This is a genomic window from Mycolicibacterium sp. P4_G11 (genome assembly GCF_056555145.1).
The window spans coordinates 593,410-615,666 of sequence record NZ_JBFUJW010000003.1 but is presented as its reverse complement, the minus strand read 5'-3'; the positions used below and the strand labels follow the sequence as shown (position 1 = coordinate 615,666).

The 22,257-nt window shown below is 65.1% G+C and carries 21 protein-coding genes and 1 pseudogene; 5 read left to right on the top strand and 17 right to left on the bottom strand.

Features of this window, described 5'->3' with window-relative positions; genetic code table 11:
• Nucleotides 1–34 precede the first annotated feature (34 nt).
• Entirely contained in the window at nucleotides 35–967 is a 933-nt protein-coding gene (locus AC1U2B_RS08955) for a hypothetical protein (RefSeq protein ID WP_480216511.1), read from the bottom strand.
• Between the two features lie 248 nt (nucleotides 968–1,215).
• On the opposite strand from AC1U2B_RS08955, the gene AC1U2B_RS08950 reads away from it, so the two are divergent.
• On the top strand, nucleotides 1,216–1,830 hold the full coding sequence (locus tag AC1U2B_RS08950) for a TetR/AcrR family transcriptional regulator (RefSeq protein ID WP_480216510.1): 615 nt from the start codon (nucleotides 1,216–1,218) through the stop codon (nucleotides 1,828–1,830).
• Nucleotides 1,831–1,859: 29 nt separating this feature from the next.
• Here AC1U2B_RS08950 and AC1U2B_RS08945 read toward each other — a convergent pair.
• From AC1U2B_RS08945 to AC1U2B_RS08895, 11 genes and pseudogenes are all read right to left on the bottom strand, one after another.
• Nucleotides 1,860–2,633: pseudogene (locus AC1U2B_RS08945) on the bottom strand (SDR family NAD(P)-dependent oxidoreductase); the annotation flags it as partial.
• A 20-nt stretch (nucleotides 2,634–2,653) separates the two neighbouring features.
• Nucleotides 2,654–3,730: a hypothetical protein gene (locus tag AC1U2B_RS08940; protein ID WP_480216509.1), complete on the bottom strand. Its 1,077-nt coding sequence runs from the start codon at nucleotides 3,728–3,730 to the stop codon at nucleotides 2,654–2,656.
• Complete coding sequence (locus AC1U2B_RS08935) at nucleotides 3,717–4,754, bottom strand: alpha/beta hydrolase (RefSeq protein WP_480216508.1); 1,038 nt, start codon at nucleotides 4,752–4,754, stop codon at nucleotides 3,717–3,719. Before AC1U2B_RS08935 ends, AC1U2B_RS08940 begins: the two co-directional genes overlap by 14 nt.
• Before the next feature lies 1 nt (nucleotide 4,755).
• Nucleotides 4,756–5,619, bottom strand: coding sequence for an SDR family NAD(P)-dependent oxidoreductase (locus tag AC1U2B_RS08930; RefSeq protein WP_480216507.1), 864 nt, complete (start codon nucleotides 5,617–5,619; stop codon nucleotides 4,756–4,758).
• On the bottom strand, nucleotides 5,616–6,107 hold the full coding sequence (locus AC1U2B_RS08925; RefSeq protein WP_064986483.1) for a polyketide cyclase: 492 nt from the start codon (nucleotides 6,105–6,107) through the stop codon (nucleotides 5,616–5,618). The genes AC1U2B_RS08930 and AC1U2B_RS08925 overlap by 4 nt, the downstream gene beginning before the upstream one ends.
• Before the next feature lie 70 nt (nucleotides 6,108–6,177).
• The gene (locus AC1U2B_RS08920; RefSeq protein ID WP_480216612.1) at nucleotides 6,178–7,221 is read right to left on the bottom strand and encodes an acyl-CoA dehydrogenase family protein; all 1,044 of its coding nucleotides are present in this window, start codon (nucleotides 7,219–7,221) and stop codon (nucleotides 6,178–6,180) included.
• Nucleotides 7,222–7,235: 14 nt separating this feature from the next.
• On the bottom strand, nucleotides 7,236–8,393 hold the full coding sequence (locus AC1U2B_RS08915; protein WP_480216506.1) for an acyl-CoA dehydrogenase family protein: 1,158 nt from the start codon (nucleotides 8,391–8,393) through the stop codon (nucleotides 7,236–7,238).
• Entirely contained in the window at nucleotides 8,390–9,166 is a 777-nt protein-coding gene (locus tag AC1U2B_RS08910) for a crotonase/enoyl-CoA hydratase family protein (RefSeq protein ID WP_480216505.1), read from the bottom strand. The genes AC1U2B_RS08915 and AC1U2B_RS08910 overlap by 4 nt, the downstream gene beginning before the upstream one ends.
• Nucleotides 9,163–10,587: an aldehyde dehydrogenase family protein gene (locus AC1U2B_RS08905; protein ID WP_480216504.1), complete on the bottom strand. Its 1,425-nt coding sequence runs from the start codon at nucleotides 10,585–10,587 to the stop codon at nucleotides 9,163–9,165. Before AC1U2B_RS08905 ends, AC1U2B_RS08910 begins: the two co-directional genes overlap by 4 nt.
• Before the next feature lie 16 nt (nucleotides 10,588–10,603).
• Nucleotides 10,604–11,710, bottom strand: a complete 1,107-nt coding sequence (locus tag AC1U2B_RS08900) for a zinc-binding dehydrogenase (protein WP_480216503.1) — start codon at nucleotides 11,708–11,710, stop codon at nucleotides 10,604–10,606.
• A gap of 13 nt (nucleotides 11,711–11,723) precedes the next feature.
• Entirely contained in the window at nucleotides 11,724–13,310 is a 1,587-nt protein-coding gene (locus tag AC1U2B_RS08895) for an acyl-CoA synthetase (protein WP_480216502.1), read from the bottom strand.
• A gap of 103 nt (nucleotides 13,311–13,413) precedes the next feature.
• Between AC1U2B_RS08895 and AC1U2B_RS08890 the strand changes: the two genes are divergently transcribed.
• Complete coding sequence (locus AC1U2B_RS08890) at nucleotides 13,414–15,336, top strand: flavin-containing monooxygenase (RefSeq protein ID WP_480216501.1); 1,923 nt, start codon at nucleotides 13,414–13,416, stop codon at nucleotides 15,334–15,336.
• Nucleotides 15,333–16,220 (top strand): SDR family NAD(P)-dependent oxidoreductase, encoded by an 888-nt coding sequence (locus AC1U2B_RS08885; protein WP_480216500.1) that lies wholly within the window; start codon nucleotides 15,333–15,335, stop codon nucleotides 16,218–16,220. The genes AC1U2B_RS08890 and AC1U2B_RS08885 overlap by 4 nt, the downstream gene beginning before the upstream one ends.
• A gap of 6 nt (nucleotides 16,221–16,226) precedes the next feature.
• Here the strand turns inward: AC1U2B_RS08885 and AC1U2B_RS08880 are convergent, their stop codons facing one another.
• Complete coding sequence (locus tag AC1U2B_RS08880; protein ID WP_480216611.1) at nucleotides 16,227–16,862, bottom strand: Dabb family protein; 636 nt, start codon at nucleotides 16,860–16,862, stop codon at nucleotides 16,227–16,229.
• Nucleotides 16,863–17,318: 456 nt separating this feature from the next.
• Between AC1U2B_RS08880 and AC1U2B_RS08875 the strand changes: the two genes are divergently transcribed.
• Nucleotides 17,319–18,530 carry an NADH:flavin oxidoreductase gene (locus tag AC1U2B_RS08875; RefSeq protein ID WP_480216499.1) on the top strand — a complete coding sequence of 404 codons (1,212 nt, stop codon included), beginning with the start codon at nucleotides 17,319–17,321 and terminating at the stop codon, nucleotides 18,528–18,530.
• On the opposite strand, the gene AC1U2B_RS08870 is transcribed toward AC1U2B_RS08875, so the two are convergent.
• On the bottom strand, nucleotides 18,491–19,309 hold the full coding sequence (locus tag AC1U2B_RS08870; RefSeq protein WP_480216498.1) for an IclR family transcriptional regulator: 819 nt from the start codon (nucleotides 19,307–19,309) through the stop codon (nucleotides 18,491–18,493). The two genes, AC1U2B_RS08875 and AC1U2B_RS08870, sit on opposite strands and share 40 nt — an antisense overlap.
• Before the next feature lie 226 nt (nucleotides 19,310–19,535).
• Between AC1U2B_RS08870 and AC1U2B_RS08865 the strand changes: the two genes are divergently transcribed.
• Nucleotides 19,536–19,970, top strand: coding sequence for a hypothetical protein (locus AC1U2B_RS08865; protein WP_480216497.1), 435 nt, complete (start codon nucleotides 19,536–19,538; stop codon nucleotides 19,968–19,970).
• Between the two features lie 11 nt (nucleotides 19,971–19,981).
• On the opposite strand, the gene AC1U2B_RS08860 is transcribed toward AC1U2B_RS08865, so the two are convergent.
• From AC1U2B_RS08860 to AC1U2B_RS08850, 3 genes are read right to left on the bottom strand one after another with little or no spacing between them, the layout of a single operon-like run.
• Entirely contained in the window at nucleotides 19,982–20,134 is a 153-nt protein-coding gene (locus AC1U2B_RS08860; RefSeq protein WP_480216621.1) for a hypothetical protein, read from the bottom strand.
• Entirely contained in the window at nucleotides 20,131–21,039 is a 909-nt protein-coding gene (gene bphC, locus AC1U2B_RS08855; RefSeq protein WP_480216496.1) for a biphenyl-2,3-diol 1,2-dioxygenase, read from the bottom strand. Before bphC ends, AC1U2B_RS08860 begins: the two co-directional genes overlap by 4 nt.
• Nucleotides 21,040–21,052: 13 nt before the next feature.
• Nucleotides 21,053–22,234, bottom strand: coding sequence for an acyl-CoA dehydrogenase family protein (locus tag AC1U2B_RS08850; RefSeq protein WP_480216495.1), 1,182 nt, complete (start codon nucleotides 22,232–22,234; stop codon nucleotides 21,053–21,055).
• Between the last annotated feature and the right edge of the window lie 23 nt (nucleotides 22,235–22,257).

Below are 22,257 nucleotides of genomic sequence, written 5' to 3'. Positions count from 1 at the left end.
CTGCGCCGTGAGTCACGGCGCAGCCCAACGGTTTCTAGCTGGACACCGTTACGTCCATCAGTGGGAGCCGTTCCATCGCGGTGGCCCGTGGGTCCGGCGCAGCCGCCGCGGCCGCGTGGTTCTCTTCGCCTCGGGTGTAGGTCCACACGCAGAACGGTTCACCTTGGGCGAATTTGAAGTCCTTGGGCGGCAGGTTGATGGCCAGCTTGCAGCCGGGGAAGAACGGTGCCGAGATACGTTGCTCGAACGTGCAGTTCATCCAGGCGCGCGCCGGCGGATAGAGACCCTCGTCTGTGTACTTCTGCAGCACTTCGCAGCGACGCATGTTGAGCACGACGTGATCCGGGTTGTAGACGATGTACTCGCCGCCGTAGCCCAGCGTGCCATCGATGCTCAACACCGCCAGTTTCAGGAAGTCCACCACATGCACCGGGTCGATCTTGAGGACCTTCGCCAGCTTCGGGTACTGGTAGTCGATGATGAGCTGGTACATGTCGGGCAGCCCCAGCCATACCTCTTCTTCGGGGATGATCTTCGTCCATTGGTCGATGAGGTAGTTGTGCCCCTTGAGGTACTGATCCCAGTAGGTCTTGATCAGCCGGATCAGAGCAGGCTTCGTGAGGTCTTCAGACTGTACGTCGAACGGGATCACCTGGTATTGCGCGTCTTTCCAATCCCAACCGGGAGGAGCAATGAAACGTCCCATGGGCATGACCTGGCGCATCCCGGCCCGCGAGACCTGGGCGGTCACGTCCATCGCGGCGTTGATACCAACCTTCTCGGAATAGATCTTCACGTGCGCATACGGCATGAAGTTCAGAACATCCTCGAACACGCGTGCCAGACCGACCAGAAAGTCGCGGGAGAAGTCCTGGATGTTGCCGACCTTGCCCATGAAGTCGTGCGTGTAGTCGTCGTAGTTCAATTCCTCGGTCTCCGTGGTGGTTTCCTCGGTTTCGGCGGTCATGGTTCCTCCTCGGTGGGCTGTGCTGCATGAGCATCAATAGGCACGGGACGGGCAGCGGCCAACTGTTTCGCGGCCGGCGACGCGGCGGCATCCCGCTGTCAGATTCAGTAAACATGGCAGAATCTGACACATCTGACTGTAGTATTCGAGAGACGTGGATCACTGCAGGTTTCCCTGTCATCGGGATGCCAATCATGTTGTCGACGAAGGAAACACGATGAAGCGCCAAGCGCGGGAGAGGGGCACACGTGCGGGCTGAAGGCCGGCCGGCGACGTTGACGGAGCGCCGTGCCGAAGAGCTCCGATTGGATATCGCCATTGCCGCGCGTGACATTTTCCTCGCGGACGGATCGACGTCGGCGACGGTGGAGCGCATCTGCCAGGCCGTAGGTATCGCGCCGCGGACATTTCATCGGCATTTTCCGGTCAAAGAAGACGTCGTCATGCCGCTGTTCCGTCAGTTCGGCACGCTCAGCGTCGAGGTCTTGGCCGCCGCTCCGCGAGACGGCGATGTCGTCGACATCCTCGTGGAGGCATTCAGCACCGAGGTGCCCAAACGCGGACAGGTCGAGTTCGACCGCACGTTCATGGCGCTGGTGGTCGGTGCACCCCAGTATCGGTTGCGCTGGCTGGACTGGGGTCAAGAACTTGTCGGGCCGATCACCGAGTTTCTCGACACCCGGATCGGTCTGGACGATGATCCGATGACGCGGGAGTTACCGGCGCAGTTGATCATCCAGGCGTGTCGGCATGCCTATGTGCAGTGGGTCGAGCACGGCGACTTCGGTCGCCTGCGTTCGGTGCTGCGTACCGGTATGAGCATGGTTGTGGGGGCTTTGCCGGGCACTGAACCGAGAACTTGATTGGTGCCCGTCGGGTCGATACGGACTAGCGCGCCGCCGTCGACCCGGATTTCGGTGCCGGTGATGAATGCGCCGTCATCGGAGGCAACCATGGCGATCACCGCAGCCACGGCACTCGGATCGCCGAGGATCGGGTTGTCGCGGCCGTGGAGTAGCGGCGTCTGCTTGGCCCACAGCCCCAAGTCGTAGCCTTCGGGCATCTTCTCGAGTGTGGTGTTGGCCAACGCGGTAGAGACACCGCCTGGCTGGATGTTCACCGCACGCAGGCCCTGCTTCGAGTACTCCAGAGCCAGTGAGTGGGTGAAGCTCAGGACCGCGCCCTTACTGGCGGCGTAGGCCGCCATGTAAGGGTGAGCGAATGTCGCCGCGGTGGAGGTGAAGTTCACCACCACGCCTCGGCCCGACTCCAGCAGCGCCGGAAGCGCCTGACGTGTCATCAGGAAGGTACCGGTGAGATTGACGGCGAGCGTGCGGTTCCAGTCCGCCAACGTGGTCTCGTGGGTGTGCGAACAGGTCTGGATCGCCGCGACGTTGACGAGTACGTCGAGGCCACCCAAGTCGGCCACCGCACCGTCGACGGCAGCGATGACTGCATCCTCGTCCGAGATGTCGAGTGTCGCGGTGGTCAGGCGCTTGGCGGTGCCGGCGTTTTCCGCGGCGACAGCAGTGGCCGCCAGTCCGTCGGCGGCGATGTCGTAGGCGACAACGGTGGCGCCCTCATCGAGCAGCCGTGCGGTGGTGGCCGCGCCGATGCCGGACCCGGCCCCCGTCACGATGACGCGACGATCGGTGAAACGATCCATTTTCCAGTGCCTTTCGCGGTCTATGCGAGTTGGAATGCGCTGACAGGCGCGTCGTCCGGGTACGTCGTCGGGGTACCCAAGTCGTAGGCCGCGTTGAGTGCGCCGATGAACGCGGCATCGTGGAGGGGCTCACTGGGGACGTCGAGCTTGATGCCCTTGCTCTTGAGGTCATCGACCATCATGCCGATGGCGCGTTCGATCGTGATGTCGTCGGAGCCGTCCATGTTCTTCTTCAGTTCGTCGTAGTCGGAGAACACTTCGGCGGACCAGTGCACGAGGAACCTCAGCTCGTCGGTGTGATGCCGTCCGATGACGTCGTCACCGTTCTTGAGCAGCCATCGATCACGATCGGCCGGGTCGCCGGTGAACTCGGTGTCGAAGGACAGTCCGGCGGGAACCTGTTGCGCCAGAGGACCGTTGGCCTCGCCGCGGTGCATCATCATCTCGTTCTGCACGACCACACCCCGGTTGTTGATCGGCGGCAGTACCCGCCCGGGCGCCTTGAGTGGTCCGTCGGGCCAGTACGTGAATCCTGATTGTTCATCGAGGGAGAACCAGGTGATGACCTGGGCCATTTTGATCAGGTAATCGGTGAACAGCCCCGATTTGCCCATCACGCTGCACAGCCAGGTGGGTGCGTTCTCGTAGCGCACACCACGGAAGCTCGGGGAGTCCAGATGGCCGGGATCGCGGTTGGCGCATGGGCCATTGATGTTGAACAGCATTATCTGTGGCTTCGCGTACTGCGCGTTCCAGTAGCTCTTGGCGTGCTCGAGGAAGGCGCTGTTGTAGAAGCAGTCGTGCAGCTCGGGGTACAGGACGGCACCGTAATTGGCGAGATAGCCGCGGAACGTCGGAGTGAGAAACAGATCCAGAGACGGGGTGAACCCTTCTGGGAACGAACCGCTCATGGTCGCCATCAGCTCGTCCGCGGAGGCGAAGTGCTGCGCGATGATCAGCTTCCACGGGCCCCGGTCGTGCACAATGTCGAGCAGCCGCCGCCGCTGGTCGGGGGTGTAGACATCGGCGATCTCGCGCGGTGGCGCGGCAGGACGGAGGACGTCGGACAGCTCGCGTCGACGCTCATCGGTCAGCATGGTTTTCTCCTTCGGTGGTGAGTGTGTCGACTGTCGACGTTGGGGCAGAAGCGCTTTGAATGAGGGACCCGTTGGTGGATCGGCCAGTGGGGCAGGGGTGGGCGAACTTCGCGCGCACCAGCGCACCGACCTCGGCCATGGCGAGCCGGCCGCGTGCCGTCGCATCGGACCGCATCAAGAACCCGTGGTACATCCCGGGATAACGGGTGAGGGTGGTCTGCACTCCCGCCTCACGTAGTCGATTGGCGTAGCGCTCGCCCCAGTCCCGGATGGGGTCGCATTCGCCGGTGACCACGATTGCCTGCGGCAGGCCGCTCAGATCGGTCGCGTAGGCCGGCACCTGATAGTGCGAATGCGACTGGTCGCCACTGCGGTCGACCAGTTCGTGCATGTAGACGATGTCGTCGTGGCGCAGCATCGGTGCGTCGGGCATCGCAGTGATCGATGGTGCGCCCATGTCGCGATCCAGGCCGGGGTAGAGCAGGACCTGAACGGCTATCTGCGGCCCGGCATGGTCGCGCGCCGCCAAAGCCACTGCGGCAGCGAGTGATCCACCGGCACTGTCGCCGGCCACCCCCAACCGTCCGGCATCGATGTCGAGTTCGGCCGCATTGGCGGCGATCCATTCCGTCGCCGCGTAGGCGTCGTCGAACTGCGCGGGTGGTGGTGACTCCGGCGCCAGGCGGTACTCGACGGCTGCGACGGCGGCTCCGCTGGCGTGGGCCAGTGCTCGCGCCAACGGCTCGAACGAATGGTTGGAGCCCATGACGAGTCCGCCGCCGTGGAAGTAGACCAGGACGGGCAGACGTCCACCCGAGCTCGGTCGGTACAGGCGAACGGCCAGCGGGCCGGCAGGGCCGGGTGCGGTGAGGTTCTCTGTGCCGGCCATGGCCGGCATATCAGGCAGCGGCGCGGATTCGATACCGGCGCGGACGGCCGGCAGGCCTCGGGTCCGCATCGGTGCGATGTCTCCGAATGATGCGACCCGGGCGGCGGCATCGCGATCGAGTTGTGGTGTGGGCATCTCAGTTGTGGGTGGGGTCGAACCGGCGATGTTCGCGCAGTTGCGGCGGCTGCTGGCTGGTCAGTACGCGGGCACGTTCGGACATCGCCGCGCCGACGTAGTCCGGTTGGGTGATGAGATAGAAGCGTCCGTCGGCGGCCTGATCAAAGACCACCTGTGCGGCGGCGAGTGGGTCCATTGCGTCAGCCTTGATATCGAGCATGGCCGCGCGCTGCCCCTCTGCGGCATCGGTGTTCCCGGTGTCGACTCCGCCCGCGGATTCGAAGATGTTGGAAACGACGGCTCCCGGCAGGACGGCCTGGACGTGAATGTGATGCGCATGGCCTGCGGACTGCACCTCGAGATTCAGACATTCGGTCAGCGCCAGGACGGCATGCTTGCTCATGATGTAGGGCGCCTGCAGGGGAACCACGGCGACCCCGCCGATCGACGACAGATTCCACACCCACGCGGGCGCATCGGTGGACATCATTCGCGGCAGGAACGCGCGAATGCCATGGAATACGCCGTTGACGTTGACGTCGACGATCCGCTGCCAGTTGGCCAATGGCGTATCCCACAGGTAGCCGAACTGTTCGACCCCGGCGTTGTTGACCAGCAGCCGCACGGCCCCGAATTCGTCAAAGACCTTGTCGGCCAGCTGCTGTACCGCCGCGGCATCACGAACGTCGCAGACGGTATCGATTGCGGTTCCGCCGGCCGCGCAGATCTCGTCACGCAGAGCAGCGATGGCGGTGGCGTCGATGTCAGCCAACACCACCGTCATACCGAGCTGACTGGCGTGCCGCGCCAGGCCGGCGCCGATGCCGGCACCGGCGCCGGTGATGACGGCCACGCCACCGCCGAAGATCGCCCTAGCGGTCACGCGGGTTGCCCGTTGGCAGCCGCCGCCTTTGCGGCGTGCTCGGCGAACGGGATCGAGTTCTCGGCGTCCAGCACCACGGTCATCGAGGTGAACACCAACGCATCGCCCGCACGCCGAATGCCGACGTCGACGACGCCGCTCGACACCCCGAACGGGACGTTGTTGGTGATCTGGTTGACGTACAGATAGAACCGCACCGTCGTGATCGCACCCTCGGTTCCGGTACGGAAGACGTTGGTCGCGTGGTGGCGGCACGGGTACGGGTTCTCGTTGCGGTGCTCGGTGAGCCAGGCGAGAGTCTCTGCGCCACCGTGCAATTCAGCTGCCAGCAGATGCTCGAATGGGCAGTTTCCGGAATCCGAACGGCTCAGATACTCCATCTCGTCGCCGATCCGAGCCGCCACCTCGGCGAAGTTTCCCTGGTCGTAGTGAAACCAGAATTCGGCAATGAATTCTTGGGCCTCAGGCAAGCTGATCGAGTTGCTCATACCGGTCAGTCAACTCGTCGGAGTTGTTCGTCACAGCGCCCGTGACCGGTCACCGGAATAATCCCGAAAGCTACCCGGTGCCGGTGATCAACGCCCACATGCCGGTGCGGCCTGCTTCTGCTGCTGCGGCGGCGACCTTCCGGTCCCAGAAGTGCACAGAACCGTTCTCTGAGCGCCACGCCAGGGCCGCGCGGGTCCATTCGTGCAGGCGGTGTTCGCGTGTCGTCCCGATCGCACCGTGCACCTGGTGCGCATTACGTGTCACGGCCGACGCCGCATGCCCAGCGCAGGACCGTGCGACTGCGATCTGGAAGTCGAGACGGTTTGTCAGCCACCCTGTTTCGAGTGCGGTGTTCAGTGCCGCCTCAGTAGCCGAGCGGGCAACGGCAGCCTCGGCAGCGGCGTCTGCGATCAGGTTGTGGATCGCCTGGAACTTGGCGAGTGGACGGCCGAACTGGATGCGCGACATCACGTGGTCAACCGATGCCGCGATCGCGCCATCCAGTGCGGCACAAACCTGAATGGCTCGAACCAGAGCGGCTTTACGCTTCAGTTGGGCAACCAAATCGGGCGCTACCGCATGTCCTGACCAGCCGGCCGCGTCGACGCCGACGGTGTCACGCGGTTCGCCGATCAGGTTGTGTCCCGGGGCAATGGTGATTTCCGTGGCGTCGACGTCGGCGACACGGTAGCCGTCGTCGCCGTGCCAGACCGTGACGATCCGGTCGACCGAGCCGGCCCAGGGGGTCGGTGCCCGAGGTGCACCGGGTTGCGGCACCACGTGGATCGTGCGGAGCGCGTCGTCGACTTCGTGGCCGACGGCCTCCAGCAGCCAGCATGCCAAGAGGTCGTGTTCGGCCAACGGCAGCCGTACCCCGTGCCGTACAGCGGCGGTGAGTAATTCAGCCGATTCGCGCCAGCTCGCGCCGCTGCCGCCGGATTGTTCCGAACCGGTCAGCCGCACCAGCCCGAGCTCATCGAGTCGTCGCCACAGTGCGCGGTCACAGTCGACTCGTGCCTCCGCCGGCCCAGGATCGTGGGACAGCCGGTAGTCGGCAAAGACGGCGTCCATCATGTCGATCAGATCGCCATCGACCGGCGACGTGCTTGTCATCGATCCGGTTGCGTTCATCGCAGCCCCAATCCCCGCGCGATGACTCCGCGCAGTACTTCGTTGGTTCCGCCGCGCAGGGTGAATCCCGGGCGCTGGTCGACAGCGTGGGACACCAGATCGGCCCACGACGAGTCGACCGCGCGTTCGTCACCGGTGCGCAGATCGGCGTAGTCGGCGATATCGCCCTCGACCGTGGTGCCGAGGACCTTGACCACGGCCGCGGAGACATCGGCGGCCTCGCCGCGTTGTAGGGCGTCTGCCACCGCCGTCGAGGTGTGATGCAGGCCGGCGACACGTGCCACCAATCGGCCGATCTCGACATCGCACGAAACATCCTGTGGAGCAGCCTGTTCGAGTGCAACGCCCAGGAGTGGAAACGTCGAGAGGAACCGTTCCGGGCCACTTCTCTCGAAGCTCAACTCGGAGGTCACCTGGCTCCAACCCTGCCCGATTTCCCCGAAGACCCGGGAGTCGGGCACGAACACCTCATCGAGAATCACCTCATTGAAGTGGTGCCCGCCGTTCATCGAGATGATGGGCCGAACGTCGACGCCCTCGGCGGCGAAGTCGACGATGAACTGGCTGAGCCCAGCGTGCCGATGTGCCGTGTCCACCGGTGCGGTGCGGGCCAAGACGATGAACGCGTGGGCGCGGTGCGCCCCCGAGGTCCATACCTTGGTCCCCGTTATCGCCCAGCCCCCGTCGACACGGACGGCCCGCGTGCGCACGCTCGCCAGATCTGATCCGGAGTCGGGCTCGCTCATTCCGATGCCGAAGAAGCACTCACCACGGACGATGCGCGGCAGGTACTCGTGCTTCTGTTCTTCGGTGCCGTACTTGAGAAGCGACGGCACAATCTGGCGGTCGGCGATCCAATGGGCGGCCACCGGTGCACCGGCGGCCAGTAGTTCCTCGGTGACGACGAAGCGGTCGTGAAACGAACGGCCGTGCCCGCCATAACGTTCGGGAACCGTCATACCCAACCAGCCTTGTCGGGCCAGCGACCGGGTGAAGGTCTCGTCCCAGCCGCACAACCACGCGTCGACCGACGGCGTGAAGGCACCTACAGCCAATTGCTCGGCCAGGAACGCCCGGACCTGGCCGCGCAACGCGTCAGCAGCTGGGTTCGAGCTGCTCGCCGGCGGCACCAGTCGTCTCAGGGTCGGCGTCATGAGGTCTTCCACTTCGCGATGCGCTCGTGGTGCGCCGTGTCATGGTGGGCCAGCGGTTGCATGGCTGCGGCCATGCTGAGAGTGGATTCCAATGTGCCGGTGATCGATTCCTGAAGCAGCCGTTTGGCCATGCGCAGCGCATGCGGGGGATTGGCGGCGATACGTTCGGCGAGCCCGTGCGCGTCCGCGAGCAGATCGTCATGGGCCACGACGCGGCTGACCAGCCCCCACTCCAGCGCGGTGGCGGCATCGATGCGGTCGCCGGTGAAGGTGAGCTCGGCGGCACGGGAGTACCCGATGGCCCGCGGCAGAAACCAGGTCCCGCCGTCGCCGGGAATCAAGCCGAGTTGTACGAAACTTTCTGCGAACGATGCGCGCTCCGAGGCGATGCGGATGTCACACATCATCGCCAGATCGCAGCCGGCGCCGATCGCCGCCCCGTTCACCGCCGCGATGATGGGGACTTCGAGCCGACTCATCGCGCGTGGGATGCGTTGGATGCCATCGATGTAGGCACGTCGTTGGTCGATGGGTTCGAGGCCGAACATGCCGTCGCGGTCGGCCATCTCCTTGACGTTGCCGCCGGCGGAAAAGATCTTGCCGCTGCCCGTGAGGACGATCGCCCGAACTGCGTTGTCGCGGTTCGCTGCATCGATATTCGCTTCGAACTCGGCGACCACATCCGGGCCGGATATCGCGTTACCCGCCTCCGGAAGGTTGATCGTCCAGAGCTGGACCGAGCCGCTGGTGCTGACGTCGACAGGCGCTTTCACGGCCGCTCGCTGAGCTGAAGGGACTTCGTTTGCAGGTACTCCTCGAAACCGAATCGCCCGAGTTCACGGCCGATTCCCGACTTCTTGTAGCCACCGAATGGCGCTGCGGGGTTGTAGGAGCCGCCGTTGATGTCGACCTGTCCGGTCTGAATCTGACGGGCGAACGCGATCGCCGTGTCGTCGTCGGCGGCCCACACCGCCCCCGACAGGCCGTAGGGGGTGCCGTTGGCGATGCGCAGGGCATCGTCTGCGTCGGTGTAGGGGATTACTGCCAACACGGGTCCGAAAACTTCTTCCTGTCCGAGTTCAGATTCCGGGTCGACGTCAGCGAATACCGTTGGTGCCAGGAAGAACCCGACGTCGCGCACCCGCTCGGAGCCGCCGGTCAGCAGGCGTGCGCCATCACGCTGCGCGCGGTCGATGAATCCGCGCACCGTGTCGAACTGGGACCGCGAGGCGGACGGGCCGATCCGGGTGCCGGGGTCCCACGGGTCGCCGACGGTATAGCGGCTCACGGCCGATTCGATCAGTTCGAGCGCCTCGCCGTAGCGCGCCTGCGGCACAAGCATTCTCGTCCATGCCATGCAGGTCTGGCCGCCGTTGAGGAACGCGTTGCCGACGCCGACTTTGACCGCGGTGGCCAGGTCGGCGCCGTCGAGGATGACGTTTGCCGATTTTCCGCCGAGCTCGAGGGCCACCTTCTTGACCGACTGGCCAGCCAGCCCGCCGACACGGGATCCCACACCGGTTGACCCGGTGAAGGACACGAAGTCGACATCCGGGTGACTGGCGAGGCGCTCACCGATCACCCGTCCAGGGCCGGAGACGAGGTTGATCACCCCGGGCGGCAGGCCCGCTTCCTCGCAGGCTTCGATGAACGCGAACACCGACAGCGGTGCCTCGTTGCTCGGTTTGAGCACGACGGTGCAGCCCGCGGCGATGGCCGGAAGCACCTTGGCTACCACCTGGTACAGCGGATAGTTCCACGGGGTGATGGCGCCGACAACTCCGTAGGGCTCGCGCAGTACCAGCGAATTGCCCACGCGCTCTTCGAAATCGAACCTGTCCAAGACGTCGGCAAAACCGTTGGCAACAGCGAGCGGTACCTGCGTTTGCACCGTCTGCGCGATTCGTACCGGGGCGCCCATCTCTGCCGTGATGAGGTTGGCGATATCGGGCAGGCGCTTCTCCATCGCATCGATCACCCGGCGCAGCCGCTGCCGCCGCTCTTGGACGGTGATCGCCGGATCGAAGGCGCGGCGTGCTGCGGCGACCGCCGCGTCGACATCGGCTTCATCGCCGCCCGGGACATGGCCGATCACCGCTTCGGTGGCCGGGTCGACGACGTCGATGACACCGCTGCCGTAGGGCGCCACCCAGTGGCCGTCGATGAACAGCTCGGAACGTTGGTGACTGTGCATATTCGTCCTTTGCGAACTACGGGGTGATGCTGGCACGGATGTCGCGCTTGCCGTCCGCCGCGGCGAAGGCGTCATTGATGTCGTCGAGCGAGTACGTCGTTGCGGCGAGCCGGTCGAAGGGCAGTTCGTGTTGGTGGCGGTCCAGGAATGTCAGGGCGCGAGACAGCACTGCCGGGTCGTACAGCGAAACGCCGACCATGGTCTTGTTGCTGAACACGAATCGCGAGGGGTCGAACGCGAACGTCTGGCCCGCGTTGATGTTGCCGATCTCGACGTAGCGGCCGAACTGCCCCAGCATCTGCAGGCCCTCGTCGATCGCCGAGGGGTGCCCGACGACTTCGACGACGACGTCGGCACCGTGTCCGTCGGTGAGCGCACGAACGGCCTTGGCCCGGTCCCTGGGCGTCGCGACCTGGTTCAGATCCAGCACGGTGTCGGCACCGAAGGCGGCCGCCAACTCCAGCCGTTCGGCGATGCCGTCGATCGCGATCACGTTCGCGGCCCCGCGCGCTTTGGCGACCGCGATCGCATAGAGGCCCAACGCTCCGGCCCCTTGCACCACGACGTGTTCACCGAGCTGAAGGTCGACGCGTTCGAGCCCGTACATCACCTGGGACAGAGCACAGTTGGCGCCTGCCGCGATGTCGTCGCCGACACTGTCCGGAACGGTGTAGACGACGGCGCCGGCCGGCAGCAGGTAGTAATCGCCGTAGCCGCCGACGAAATATGGTGGCTCGTCGGCCCGGCCCAGCATGGCCATCTTGAGCTTGAGGCAGCCGTTTCGTCGCCCGGCAAGGCAATCGCGGCAGCTGTGGCAGCTGTAGAAGTAGGGGAACACCACTCGGGTGCCGGTCTGCAACGGCTTGCCGTTCGAGTCGGCGGCGACACCGTCACCCAGGGCCTCGACAGCCCCGACCATCTCGTGCCCCAGCACCGTTGGCAGTTGCCCGCCGAGACCTCGGGTTGCGAACGTGCCGTGCCAGGCGTGTACGTCCGACCCGCAGATGTTGGCGCGGGTCACGCGGACCAGGATTTCGCCCGGCCGGACCTCTGGCAGAGTGACGGTTTCGATCTGAAATGGCTTGCCGGGCTCGTCGAATCGCGCGATGCGACCTTTGTACATGTGTTGTGTTCCTTCAGTTTTGCGCGAATTCGGGGCTGAATTCTTCACGCAGTCGGCGTTTGAGCAATTTGCCGCTGGGGTTCTTCGGGAGGGAATCGACGAAGAACACCCGTTTGGGGGTCTTGAAGCCTGCGAGATGACCACGGCAGTGGGTGAGGACTTCGTCTTCGGTCAGCGTCATGCCGGCGCGGGGGACCACGGCGGCGACCACAGCTTCGACCCACAGCGGGTGCGCCAACCCGAAGACGGCGGCTTCTTCGATACTGTTGTGCAGGTAGAGAATTTCTTCCACTTCGCGGCTGGCGACATTCTCCCCGCCGGTCTTGATCATGTCCTTCTTGCGGTCCACCACGTGCAAGAGGCCGTGCTCGTCGTAGAAGCCGAGATCACCGGAATGGAACCAACCGCCGGCGAACGCCTCCGCGGTCTTGTCCACGTCGTCGAGGTAGCCCAGCATCAAATGTGAACTGCGGTGAGCTATCTCGCCGACGGTTCCCGGCGGTACGGGCGTGCTGGTCTCATCGAGGATGGTGGTTTCGACATTGACCACCGGTCGGCCCGCCGATCCGGCGTGGGTGTCCTGTTCCTCCGGTCCGAGCGCCGAGGCGAGAGGCGCCATCTCGGTCTGGCCGTAGAAGTTCCACAAGCGCAGAACCGGCAACCGGCGGCGCAACTCGTGCAGGATTTCGGTCGGCATCGGTGAGGCGCCGTAGTACCCCTTGCACAGGCTGGACAGGTCGACCTGGTCGAAGACGGGGCTACGCAGCAGACTGATCCACACCGTGGGCGGCGCAAAGTAACTGGTGGCGTGGTGGCGCTCGATGGCGTGAAGTACCAGTTCGGGTTCGGGGCGGGGCAGGATGATGCTTGTCGCGCCGAGATAGATTGCCGTGGCCAGGAAGTTGTCCAGCTGTGCGCAGTGGTACAGCGGCAGGGAATGGATGACGACGTCCTCGCCGGACATCGAGCCGGCGACGATGGTGCTGATGTACTGCCACATCAGGCTGCGGCTGCTGTGCATCACCCCCTTGGGCCGCGACTCGGTGCCGCTCGTGTACATCACCCGGACCAGCTGTTCGTCGCCGAGAAGATGGTCCGGGGCAGTGCTCGCGGTCGCGAGCCAATCGGCGAAATCTGGCCAGCCAGAAGGGCATTGCTGCCCGGGCGGAACCAGTGCTGCCGTGGCGCGCACGGCGGTGCCGAGGCGCAACGCGTCCTCCGCGACCGGCGCCAGGTCCGCTTCGACGATGAGCCCGGCAGCATTGCTGTGCGCCAGGATGTAGGTGATCTCTTCGGCGGTGAGCATGAAATTGATCGGGACCAGAACCACGCCGGCACGGGCCGAGGCGAATGTCAGTACCGCGTACTGCCAGCAGTTCCGTGACAACAACGCAAGCCGGTCTCCGGCCCGAAGACCGTTGTCGCACAACGCTGCAGCGGCGCGGTCGACCAAGTGGTCGAACTCGGCGAAACTCAGTGTCACCTCGCCGTCGACGATCGCTGTCTTGTTCGGCTGTCTGCGCGCCGACCGGCGTGGAATGTCGGCGAGACTGTGGCTGCGGGCCCGGGCGATGACGGTGTCCAGGTCATCAGAATCCATGCGGTGAAACGTATGTAGCGCACCGGGTTGCTCGCAGGATCGTATCCCGCTCAGAGGTCAAAGCAGCGGCGGCGCCGGGTCGTTCCCTTCGATACTCGATTGCATGACCGCCGCGACCGAATCGTCCTCACCTGTAGCCAGCGCTCCTGACCCTGACGCCCTGCGTGCACACCTGATGCAGGCAGACCCCGGTGTCTTGGTTGCGGTGCTGGCACAGATGACCGGTGATGCATCGGTCGTCGATCGGTACGCTCCCAAGATCGATCACGTGCCGGACCCGCCGGAGCGGGCGGGGACCACCGATCCCGAGACCATGCACGCGCTGGTCGGCGAGATCAGCGCTGCGCTCGTCGACTTCCGGCCCGAGGACGCGGCCGGCGCAGATCGCGATTTGTTCACCCGGGTGCTGCCGCTGGCGGTGGGCGGTCCGGTCGATGACGAATTCGTCGACCTGCTGATCGAACAGGGTGGTTTCCGCCCGTCGCAACCGACGCTGCCGCGCACGGTGCCGATTCCCCAGACCACCTCCATGGCCATCATCGGGGCCGGGTTGGCCGGCATCGCGGTAGCGCTGGCGGCTGCCGAGGAAGGCGTCCAGTTTCAGATTTTCGACCGCAACAGCGAAGTCGGGGGTACCTGGCTGACCACCACGTACCCGGGCATCGGCGTCGACACCCCGTCGGCCTACTACTCGCTGTCGCGAGAAGTGAACCCGGAGTGGTCCAGCTACTACCCGCAGGGCGCCGAGTACCAGGCGTATCTCGTCGCGCTCGCAGACAAGCACGAGCTGCGCAAGCACATCCGGTTCGGCACCGAGGTCGAGGCACTACGGTGGGATGAAGAGCGTCAGCAGTGGCAGATTCATTCGCGCGGGGCCGACGGAAGCACGACGGTCGACCATGCCAGTGTCGTCGTGACCGCGGCCGGCTACCTGAATCGTCCGCGCTTTCCCGATCTGCCGGGCCGGGAGAGCTTCGGCGGCATCAGCATCCACTCGGCGCAGTGGGATCCCGCGCTGGACCTGACGGGCAAGAAAGTGGCGATCATCGGGGCCGGCTGCACGGCGGTGCAGATCGTCGATGCCTGCGTCGACCAGGTCGAACACCTCACCGTGTTCCAGCGGCAGCCACATTGGGTCGCCCCACGCAAGCGGCTCTCCGACGACGTCCCCGAACATCGCCGCTACCTGGGGCGAGTGCTGCCGTTCTACGCCAAGTGGAATCGGATCAAGTCGTACTGGGCCACCGCCGACAACAACTACCCGGTGATCCTGCAGGATCCGGCGTGGTCCAAGGACCATCTGTCGATCTCGCCCGCCAACGACGTGTTGCTGCAGATGTGCACGAACTACATCGACCAGATGTTCGGCGCCGGAACAGAATTGGCACGCAAAGTCACGCCCGATTTCGCCCCGTACGGCAAGCGGATCATCCGCGACCCCGGCGGCTACTACGCCGCGTTGACCCGTGCTCACGTCGACGTCGAAGCCAGCGAGCCGGCCGCGGTGAACGCCGATGGGATTGTCACGCACGACGGCCGACAGATCGACCTCGACGTCATCATCTACGCCACCGGCTACCACCTGGACTTCCTGTCGACGATCGACATCCGCGGTCGCGACGGCCGGGCGCTGTCCGCTGAGTGGGGCGACAGCCCGCGTGCCTACCGCGGCGGCACGGTGCCGGGCTTTCCCAACCTGTTCATCACGTCAGCACCCAACTACAGCCCAGGACACGGCGCGGGCGCCAACTTCTCGATGGAGGTGCTGGCGCACTACATCATCGAGTGTCTGCAGCTGATGGCGCTGCGCGGCGTGCAGACCATGGAGGTCACGCGCACCGCGTACGACGACTACGTCGAGGGCATCGACGAGACGATGCGCGGGACCGTGTGGTGCCATACGCCCAACGCCCACACCTACTATCGCTCCGATTCGGGTCGCGTCGTCGTGGCGACCCCGTATCGCCTGGTCGACCTGTGGCGTCAGCACCGGGCACCCATCGAGGAAGACTTCATCCTGCAATGACACAGCTTTTGACCGGCAAGACCGCACTCGTGACGGGCAGTAGCCGGGGGATCGGACGTGCGATCGCACAGCGGCTGGCGGCCGAAGGCGCCACGGTCGCGGTCACCGCGCGCGGACATGGTCCGTCAGCGTCGGTGCGCGCCGGCGTGAGTGCGGTGATCCCGGGCAGCATTCAGGAAACCGTGCGGCTCATCGAAGATGCCGGTGGTTCGGCGTTCGGGGTGCCGGCGGATCTCGAAGACCCCGACGCTCGTGACGGTCTTGTCGAGGCGGTCTTGGAACGGACCGGGCGCATCGACGTCTTGGTCAACAATGCCGGTTTCGCCGACTATGCCGTGGTCGAGGACATGCCGATGGCAACCTTCGACCGGACAATCGACCACTACCTGCGCATCCCGTTCGCCCTGACGAAAGCCGTTGTGCCGCACATGCGGAGTGCCGGCGCGGGTTGGATCGTCAACATCGGCTCGGTTACCGGGGTTGCCCCGGCGCGTCCGTATCGGGACTACAACAAGACGGCCGGCGATGTCATCTACGCATCGTGTAAGGCGGCGCTGCACCGGTTCACGCAAGGGGCGGCAGCCGAATTGGTCGATGCGAACATCGCGGTCAACTGTGTGGGTCCGTCGACAGCGGTGCGCACCCCGGGCGCCGCTGCGCTGATCCCCGATGCGTTCCCCACTGAGCCGGTTGAGTATCTCGCGGAGACGGTGCTGGCCATGTGTCACGCGCCCGCGGCGGAGCGCACGGGCCTGGTGGCGTTCAGTCTGCACTACCCATGGTCTCAACAGTTGCCGGTGCACACGCTGGACGGCGGCGCGGTTCTGCCGCCGCTGCAACCGCCGGCCACGGCCAATCCGAACATCCTGCCCGCCGGGGTCTAGCCGGTTCTATCCGCCCAGCACCGGCGTGGTCAGCTCACAGAAGCTGTGGCACAAGCGATCTCGGATGATCACGTCGGTGGTTTCCGGGTCGAACCAGCGATCGACGACCGCCCAATGGATAGGGTGCATCAGGTAGGGCCCCATCAAACCGTCGACGTCGGTGAATTCCTGCTCGAACACGTGCGTCCACGGGCTGGTACCGATGGCGGTGTCGACGCGACTGAGCTGCCACGCGGCGATGGTCGACACATACCGGGGCATCGAAGCCAATTCGCGTTCGAAGTCGGCAACGGTGTTGTCGTCGACGTCGGGATCGACGCGCAGCAGTAGCGCTCGGTACACGGTGCCGGTGCCACTGCGTGTCGGGGTGCCACGGTAGGTCGCGCCGTTGACGTGGGTGATCGCCGGATCGGCCAGAGCGCTGTCGAAAGTGCTTTGTTGCCAGGAAGTCTGGTCTGCGAAACGCAGATGGACCAGGATGTCGCCACCATTGCGCGAGCCCGGCAGCGTCGGTTCGACCACGTACGCGAGTGCGCCGCTGTCGCGGGCTGCCGCGCGCAGGTGCTCCAGGACTCGTGCGCGGTCGGATTCGTCGACGTCGATCAAACGGGTCACGCCGACGGTGCTGCCCGCCGCGGGCACCCGTGGTTGCAGTGCCACGACATCCCCTGCGGGGGAGACGTTTTCAGGAGACGCGGCCACGCTGCGGTTGCGCTCCACAATGAGGCCGGCCACGCTGTCCCACCACTGCGCCAGTGCTGGATCCCCGCGGCCTTGCCACGTCATCTGCCACCACGCCTGTGGGCTGGGCAGGGACCAGGTGATGGTGACGACGTTGGTTCGGTCGTCGAACCAGATCGGTGGGCTGACGAGGATGTCCCACATCGTCATGCCCCGTTCGATGGCGCCGGGGGCGTAGCCGGCGAGGTAGGCGTCGATGAACTTCTGGGCACACCCGGGGGCGGTGACCACCCGGTCGATGACGAACACTTCGTCCATGAGTAGAGACTATGGGCCGGTGGTATCCCGCGGTCCGCCCGTTCCCGGTTACCGGGAACGGATCTTTGCTCCCCGATGGTGGGCGGCAATGGTGAACCCATGGGCGACAATCCTTTTGAACCTGCGCAGTTGGGGCCGGTGGTGCTGCGGAACCGAATCATCAAAGCGGCGACCTCTGAGGGGCGCTCGCCCGACGGTGCGGTCACCGATGATTTGATCGCCTTTCACCGTGCCTTCGCCGACGGTGGCGTGGGCATGACGACCGTCGCGTACTGCTGCGTCTCTCCCGAAGCTGCCAGCGCGCCAGGGCAGATTGTCATGAGTGCGACCACGTTGCCGGGCCTGCGCAGGCTTACCGATGCCGTGCATGAGACTGGAGCGGCGATTTCGGCGCAGCTCGGCCACGCCGGGGTGGTGGCGCCGAAGAAACTCACCGGTGTCACGGCGGTGGCGCCGAGCAGGTTCATCAACCCGACGTCTTTCGCGTACTGCCGGGCAATCAGCGTTGCGGAAATCCAGGCTGTCATCAGGCAATTCGGGGCGGCCGCCCAGATCGCGGTGGACGCCGGATTCGACGCGGTCGAGCTTCATTTCGGGCATCTGTACCTGCCCAGCTCATTCCTGAGTCCACTCATCAACCGCCGCACCGATGGCTACGGCGGATCGATCGACAATCGGTCGCGGCTGGTTCGCGAGATCGCTCAACACGTGCGGACGGTTGTCGGCGGCCAGGTCGCGGTGATCGCCAAGCTGGACATGGATGACGGTCTGCCCGGCAGCATCTGGATCGACGAAGCACTGCGCACGGCACAACTCCTCGACGCCGACGCCACCCTTGACGCCATCGAGCTGACGCAAGGTTCCTCGGTCTACAAACCGATGTATCTGTTCCGCGGCGATGTGCCGGCCAAGGAGTTCTCGAAAGTGATGCCCGCCGCGCTGCGCCCCGCCATTCGACTGTTCGGCAAGCAGGCGATGGGCATGTACCCCTACCGGGACTTGTACATGCTCGACGCCGCCCGACAATTCGTCCCGCTGATGAAGAACACCAAACTCGTTCTGTTGGGCGGCATCACCAACCGCGAACATATCGAGACCGGCATGCGGGAAGGGTTCGACTTCTTCGCGATGGGGCGGGCGCTACTTCGTGAACCCGACCGGGTGAACACCATGATCACGGAGCCGGATTCACGCAGCCGTTGCACCCACAACAACAAGTGCATGGTGACCGTGTTCGGGCGCACCCATTGCGTCCTCGACCCCGACCAACGCTACGGTGTCGCCCAGCGGCTCACTGACGACCGGCGGTGAACTGCCTGCAGCGACCGGGAACCACCTTGGTGCGGGCCGAATTCGATGTTGCGCCAGATGCGGGACGCGGTGATCCGCACCGGTGCGGCCAGCCGCTGATCCAGCGTGATCCGGTCGATCGGCCCGCACACCGATACCGCCGCGAGCGGTTGACCGGGCAGTCCGATGGCTGCCGCCACGCAGCCGATCCCCAGTAGCGATTCCTCGCGGTCGAATGCCACACCACGTTCGCGGGTCTTCGTCAGTTCGGCCGCCAATTGCTGGGCGCCGGTGATCGAGAAACGAGTCTGGCGCCTGCTGAAATCGACTTCCGTGCAGTCGCTTTCGGCAAGGATGGCCTTTCCCAGCGCAGTACAGTGCGCCGGTACGCGATTGCCGACCGAGGTGTGGACGAGATCGGACAGGTGATCGCCGATTCTCTCGAGACAGATGACATCGGAGCCGTCGAGGACGGCCAGATGTACCACCAAGCCCGTGGCCCGCTGCAGACTGCGCAGGAGCGGAAGCGCGGCCTGGTGAATGCGGCCCTGATGCACGGCCAGCGACCCCAGCTCGACCAAGCGGGTCCCGAGTTCGTAGTCGAAACCTTCCCGTCGAAGCCAGCGCAGGTGCACGAGTCGCTCGAGCATGCGGTGCACCGATGAACGCGGAAGACCGGTGCGGTGCACGATCTGCACCATCGTCAGCGGTGTCTTGCCGTCGAAGGCATCCAGCACCAGGGACATCCGGTCAATGGCGGCGATCGGCGTTTCACCGCGGTTCACGACGGTCGTTGTCATGAGGCGCTCCCAGAGGTTGATAGTCAAAAAAGGACTATAACTATTTTTACCATACGGTGTGCGCGCTGTCACACTGCGGTTTGAGTTCGAAGGATGCCCGCTCAGCGGATATTCGTCACATCCCGGGCCCGTTGCCCCGTAACTTCTTGCTGGTAAAGAGATCGCAGCCACGTCGGCCGGCGCTGCCGCTGGCGTCGATCAGGCAGGCGCGTCGGCAAGGGCAGGTATGAAATCAATCATCACGGCCATGGCGTTGGTCGCCACGGCATGGGCGTCGATGCCGCTGGCGCACGCGGATATCCGCCCCGGGAACTTCGAACTGAGAATCTCTGGCCGGCACGACTTTCACACCTGGCTATGGGCGCTGTCGAGTTGTCAGGGCGACTGCGTTCACGTCCAGGCGATTCCACAACCGGTGGCCAGAGCTTTTCCGTACCAGGGCGACGCACTACTGCACGACGGACGGTTCACGCTCACCGTTGATGTGCCGGATGGATTGCGTTGCGGGGATGTCTATTACGGCCCGGTGATACCGACCCGGGATACCTACTCGTGGGATGCAAGCACGATGTCGGGGACGCTCTCGTCAGCGTTCGCCACCGGCTGCGACGGATCGCCCGCCGGGACATTGACGTATCCGTTCGACCTCGTCCAGATGTAGGTCGGGAGCTGCTACGCGCGGGCCGCGGCGCGGCCGGCGCGGGCCGCCTCGACCGCGGCTGCCGCGCCGGCCACGCCAAACCCGGCGATCACGACGTCGGCCTCGTCGGCCCACTCGGTGATCGAGTCAGCTGGGATCGGCCGGATATCGTCGGTGGCGTTCATGGGCGCATCGCCGCCGGGAGGTCCGACACCCACTGGTGGCCCCAGTAGCTGTCGGCAGTGATTTCCTCTGCCGTGTAATAGGTTTCGTCGACTCTCATGCCCTCGGTGCCGAACTCGATGTCCCAGTCGCCGGGAGCGCGCACGTAGAAGGACACCATCTTGTCGTTGGTGTGGCGGCCGAGGGTGGACGAGAGCTGGAAGCCTTCGGCATTGACCCGGTCGAGGGCCTGACCCACGGCGTCGAGGGTTTCGACCTCGACCATCAGGTGAATGAGGCCGGGATCGCGCAGGTTCTGCGCGGGGCAGATCGCCAGACTGTGGTGACGCTCGTTGACGCCCATGAACCGAACCCGGACGGGTCCGAACTCTGGTGGCACCGGGACACGGAACGCGCCACGGGACTTGAATCCCAGGACTTCGGTGTAAAACTCGAACAAGCCGTCGACGTCGAGCGCGGGGAGCACGACGTGTCCCAGGCCCTGGTTGCCAGTGACGAACTTCGCGCCGTGCGGCGTGATGACGGGGGAGTGTTCGAGGACGGGGCCGTGAAACACCTCGAGTGCGGTACCGGCGGGGTCCTCGAAAGCGATGACTTCTTCGACGCGTCGGGCATCGGCGTCCGCCAACCCCGGCTGCTTGAACGGCACCCCGGCGGCCTCGAGCGCACTTTTGACCTGCTCGAGGTCGGCGTGGTCGCGCACCTCCCAGCCGACGGTCATGATCTTGTCGGACTCACCGGGCACCACGACGATGCGCGCGGCACGCTCGTCCATCCGCAGATACAGCGCGGACTCGTCGGGCCCGGTGCCGGTGGCGAAGCCGAGGACGTTGAAGGCGAAGTGCCGCCAGCGTTCGACGTCTGAGGCGGCGACGGTGACGTAGCCGAGGCTCTTGATCAATCCCACGGGTGTTCTCCTGTCAGATCATCGCCCGCAGCGGACCCTGCGGGTCCACGCCGAGCGAACTCAGTGCCGACGCGTGGTAGACCGTGCCGGGAACGTGGATGGCGTGCGCTTGGCCGACGTGCACATCACGCCAATACCGTTGCAGCGGTTTGTCCATGCGCGCGGCGTTGCCCCCGCATCGCGCGAATACTTCATCGACCGCCGAGACCGCGCGCCATACGGCTCGCACCTGGGTACGCCGACCGGCCGCGCGGTCTTCGAAGGAGACTTCCCTGCCCGAGTCGACCATGTCGAAAATTCGGTCGGCGTTGGCCAGCAGCTCTTGGCGGGCGGCGTTGATATCGGCGGCAGCCTCGCCAATCGCGTACATGACGTAGGGATCATCTTTGATCGAGACCCCACCGGAGGTCACCCGCTCGCGTTGATAATCGAGTGCGGCGGCCAGTGCACCCTCGGCGATGCCGATGGTCGCTGAGCTGATGCCGAGCGGGAACATGGTCGACCACGGCATCAGGTACAGCGTCTCGGTCATCCCGGCCTCGCGTTGGGCGGTGCCGTCCATGACCTTCATCGCGTCCATCGTGCGGTAGGCGGGGACGAAGGCGTCCTTGACGATGACGTCCTTCGAGCCGGTGCCGCGCAGCCCCACCACGTTCCACGAGTCTTCGACGATCTCGTAGTCCCGGCGCGGCAGGATCATGTGCAGCATCTGCGGCGGCATCAGTGGCTTGCCGTCGGCGTCACCGACCATCGCGCCCAGGAAGATCCACTCACAATGGTCGGTACCCGAACTGAACTGCCAGCGGCCGTTGAAGATGTAACCGCCATCGACCGGAGTGGCCACGCCCTGTGGCGCGTAGGGGGAGGCAACCCAGGTGTCGACATCGTCGGCCCAGATTTCGGACGCGACTCGTGGGTCTGCGTAAGCGAGCTGATACGGATGGACGCCGACGACGCCGTTGATCCAGCCTGCCGACGGATCGAGTGCGGCGGTTGCCATGACGGTTTCGGCGAATTCTCGCGGGTGGACTTGCAGTCCGCCGTGGGCTTTCGGCTGCAACAGCCGTATGTTGCCGGCCGACTTCATCAACTTGACCGTCTCGTCGGTGAGCTGCCCGGCCTTTTCTGCCTCGGGGCCCTGGGCGCGCAGTTGGTCGGCGATCTCGCGCACCCGGTCGATTACCCGGTCGGTCATCTTGTCGTCCTATCGGTCAATGG

Coding starts and splice junctions, on each gene's coding strand:
- AC1U2B_RS08955 (WP_480216511.1), bottom strand. CDS start 967: ATGACCGCCGAAACCGAGGAAACCACCACGGAGACCGAGGAATTGAAC.
- AC1U2B_RS08940 (WP_480216509.1), bottom strand. CDS start 3,730: ATGCTGACCGATGAGCGTCGACGCGAGCTGTCCGACGTCCTCCGTCCT.
- AC1U2B_RS08935 (WP_480216508.1), bottom strand. CDS start 4,754: ATGCCCACACCACAACTCGATCGCGATGCCGCCGCCCGGGTCGCATCA.
- AC1U2B_RS08925 (WP_064986483.1), bottom strand. CDS start 6,107: ATGAGCAACTCGATCAGCTTGCCTGAGGCCCAAGAATTCATTGCCGAA.
- AC1U2B_RS08920 (WP_480216612.1), bottom strand. CDS start 7,221: ATGACAAGCACGTCGCCGGTCGATGGCGATCTGATCGACATGATGGAC.
- AC1U2B_RS08915 (WP_480216506.1), bottom strand. CDS start 8,393: ATGACGCCGACCCTGAGACGACTGGTGCCGCCGGCGAGCAGCTCGAAC.
- AC1U2B_RS08905 (WP_480216504.1), bottom strand. CDS start 10,587: ATGCACAGTCACCAACGTTCCGAGCTGTTCATCGACGGCCACTGGGTG.
- AC1U2B_RS08900 (WP_480216503.1), bottom strand. CDS start 11,710: ATGTACAAAGGTCGCATCGCGCGATTCGACGAGCCCGGCAAGCCATTT.
- AC1U2B_RS08895 (WP_480216502.1), bottom strand. CDS start 13,310: ATGGATTCTGATGACCTGGACACCGTCATCGCCCGGGCCCGCAGCCAC.
- AC1U2B_RS08890 (WP_480216501.1), top strand. CDS start 13,414: ATGACCGCCGCGACCGAATCGTCCTCACCTGTAGCCAGCGCTCCTGAC.
- AC1U2B_RS08885 (WP_480216500.1), top strand. CDS start 15,333: ATGACACAGCTTTTGACCGGCAAGACCGCACTCGTGACGGGCAGTAGC.
- AC1U2B_RS08875 (WP_480216499.1), top strand. CDS start 17,319: ATGGGCGACAATCCTTTTGAACCTGCGCAGTTGGGGCCGGTGGTGCTG.
- AC1U2B_RS08870 (WP_480216498.1), bottom strand. CDS start 19,309: ATGACAACGACCGTCGTGAACCGCGGTGAAACGCCGATCGCCGCCATT.
- AC1U2B_RS08865 (WP_480216497.1), top strand. CDS start 19,536: ATGAAATCAATCATCACGGCCATGGCGTTGGTCGCCACGGCATGGGCG.
- AC1U2B_RS08860 (WP_480216621.1), bottom strand. CDS start 20,134: ATGAACGCCACCGACGATATCCGGCCGATCCCAGCTGACTCGATCACC.
- AC1U2B_RS08850 (WP_480216495.1), bottom strand. CDS start 22,234: ATGACCGACCGGGTAATCGACCGGGTGCGCGAGATCGCCGACCAACTG.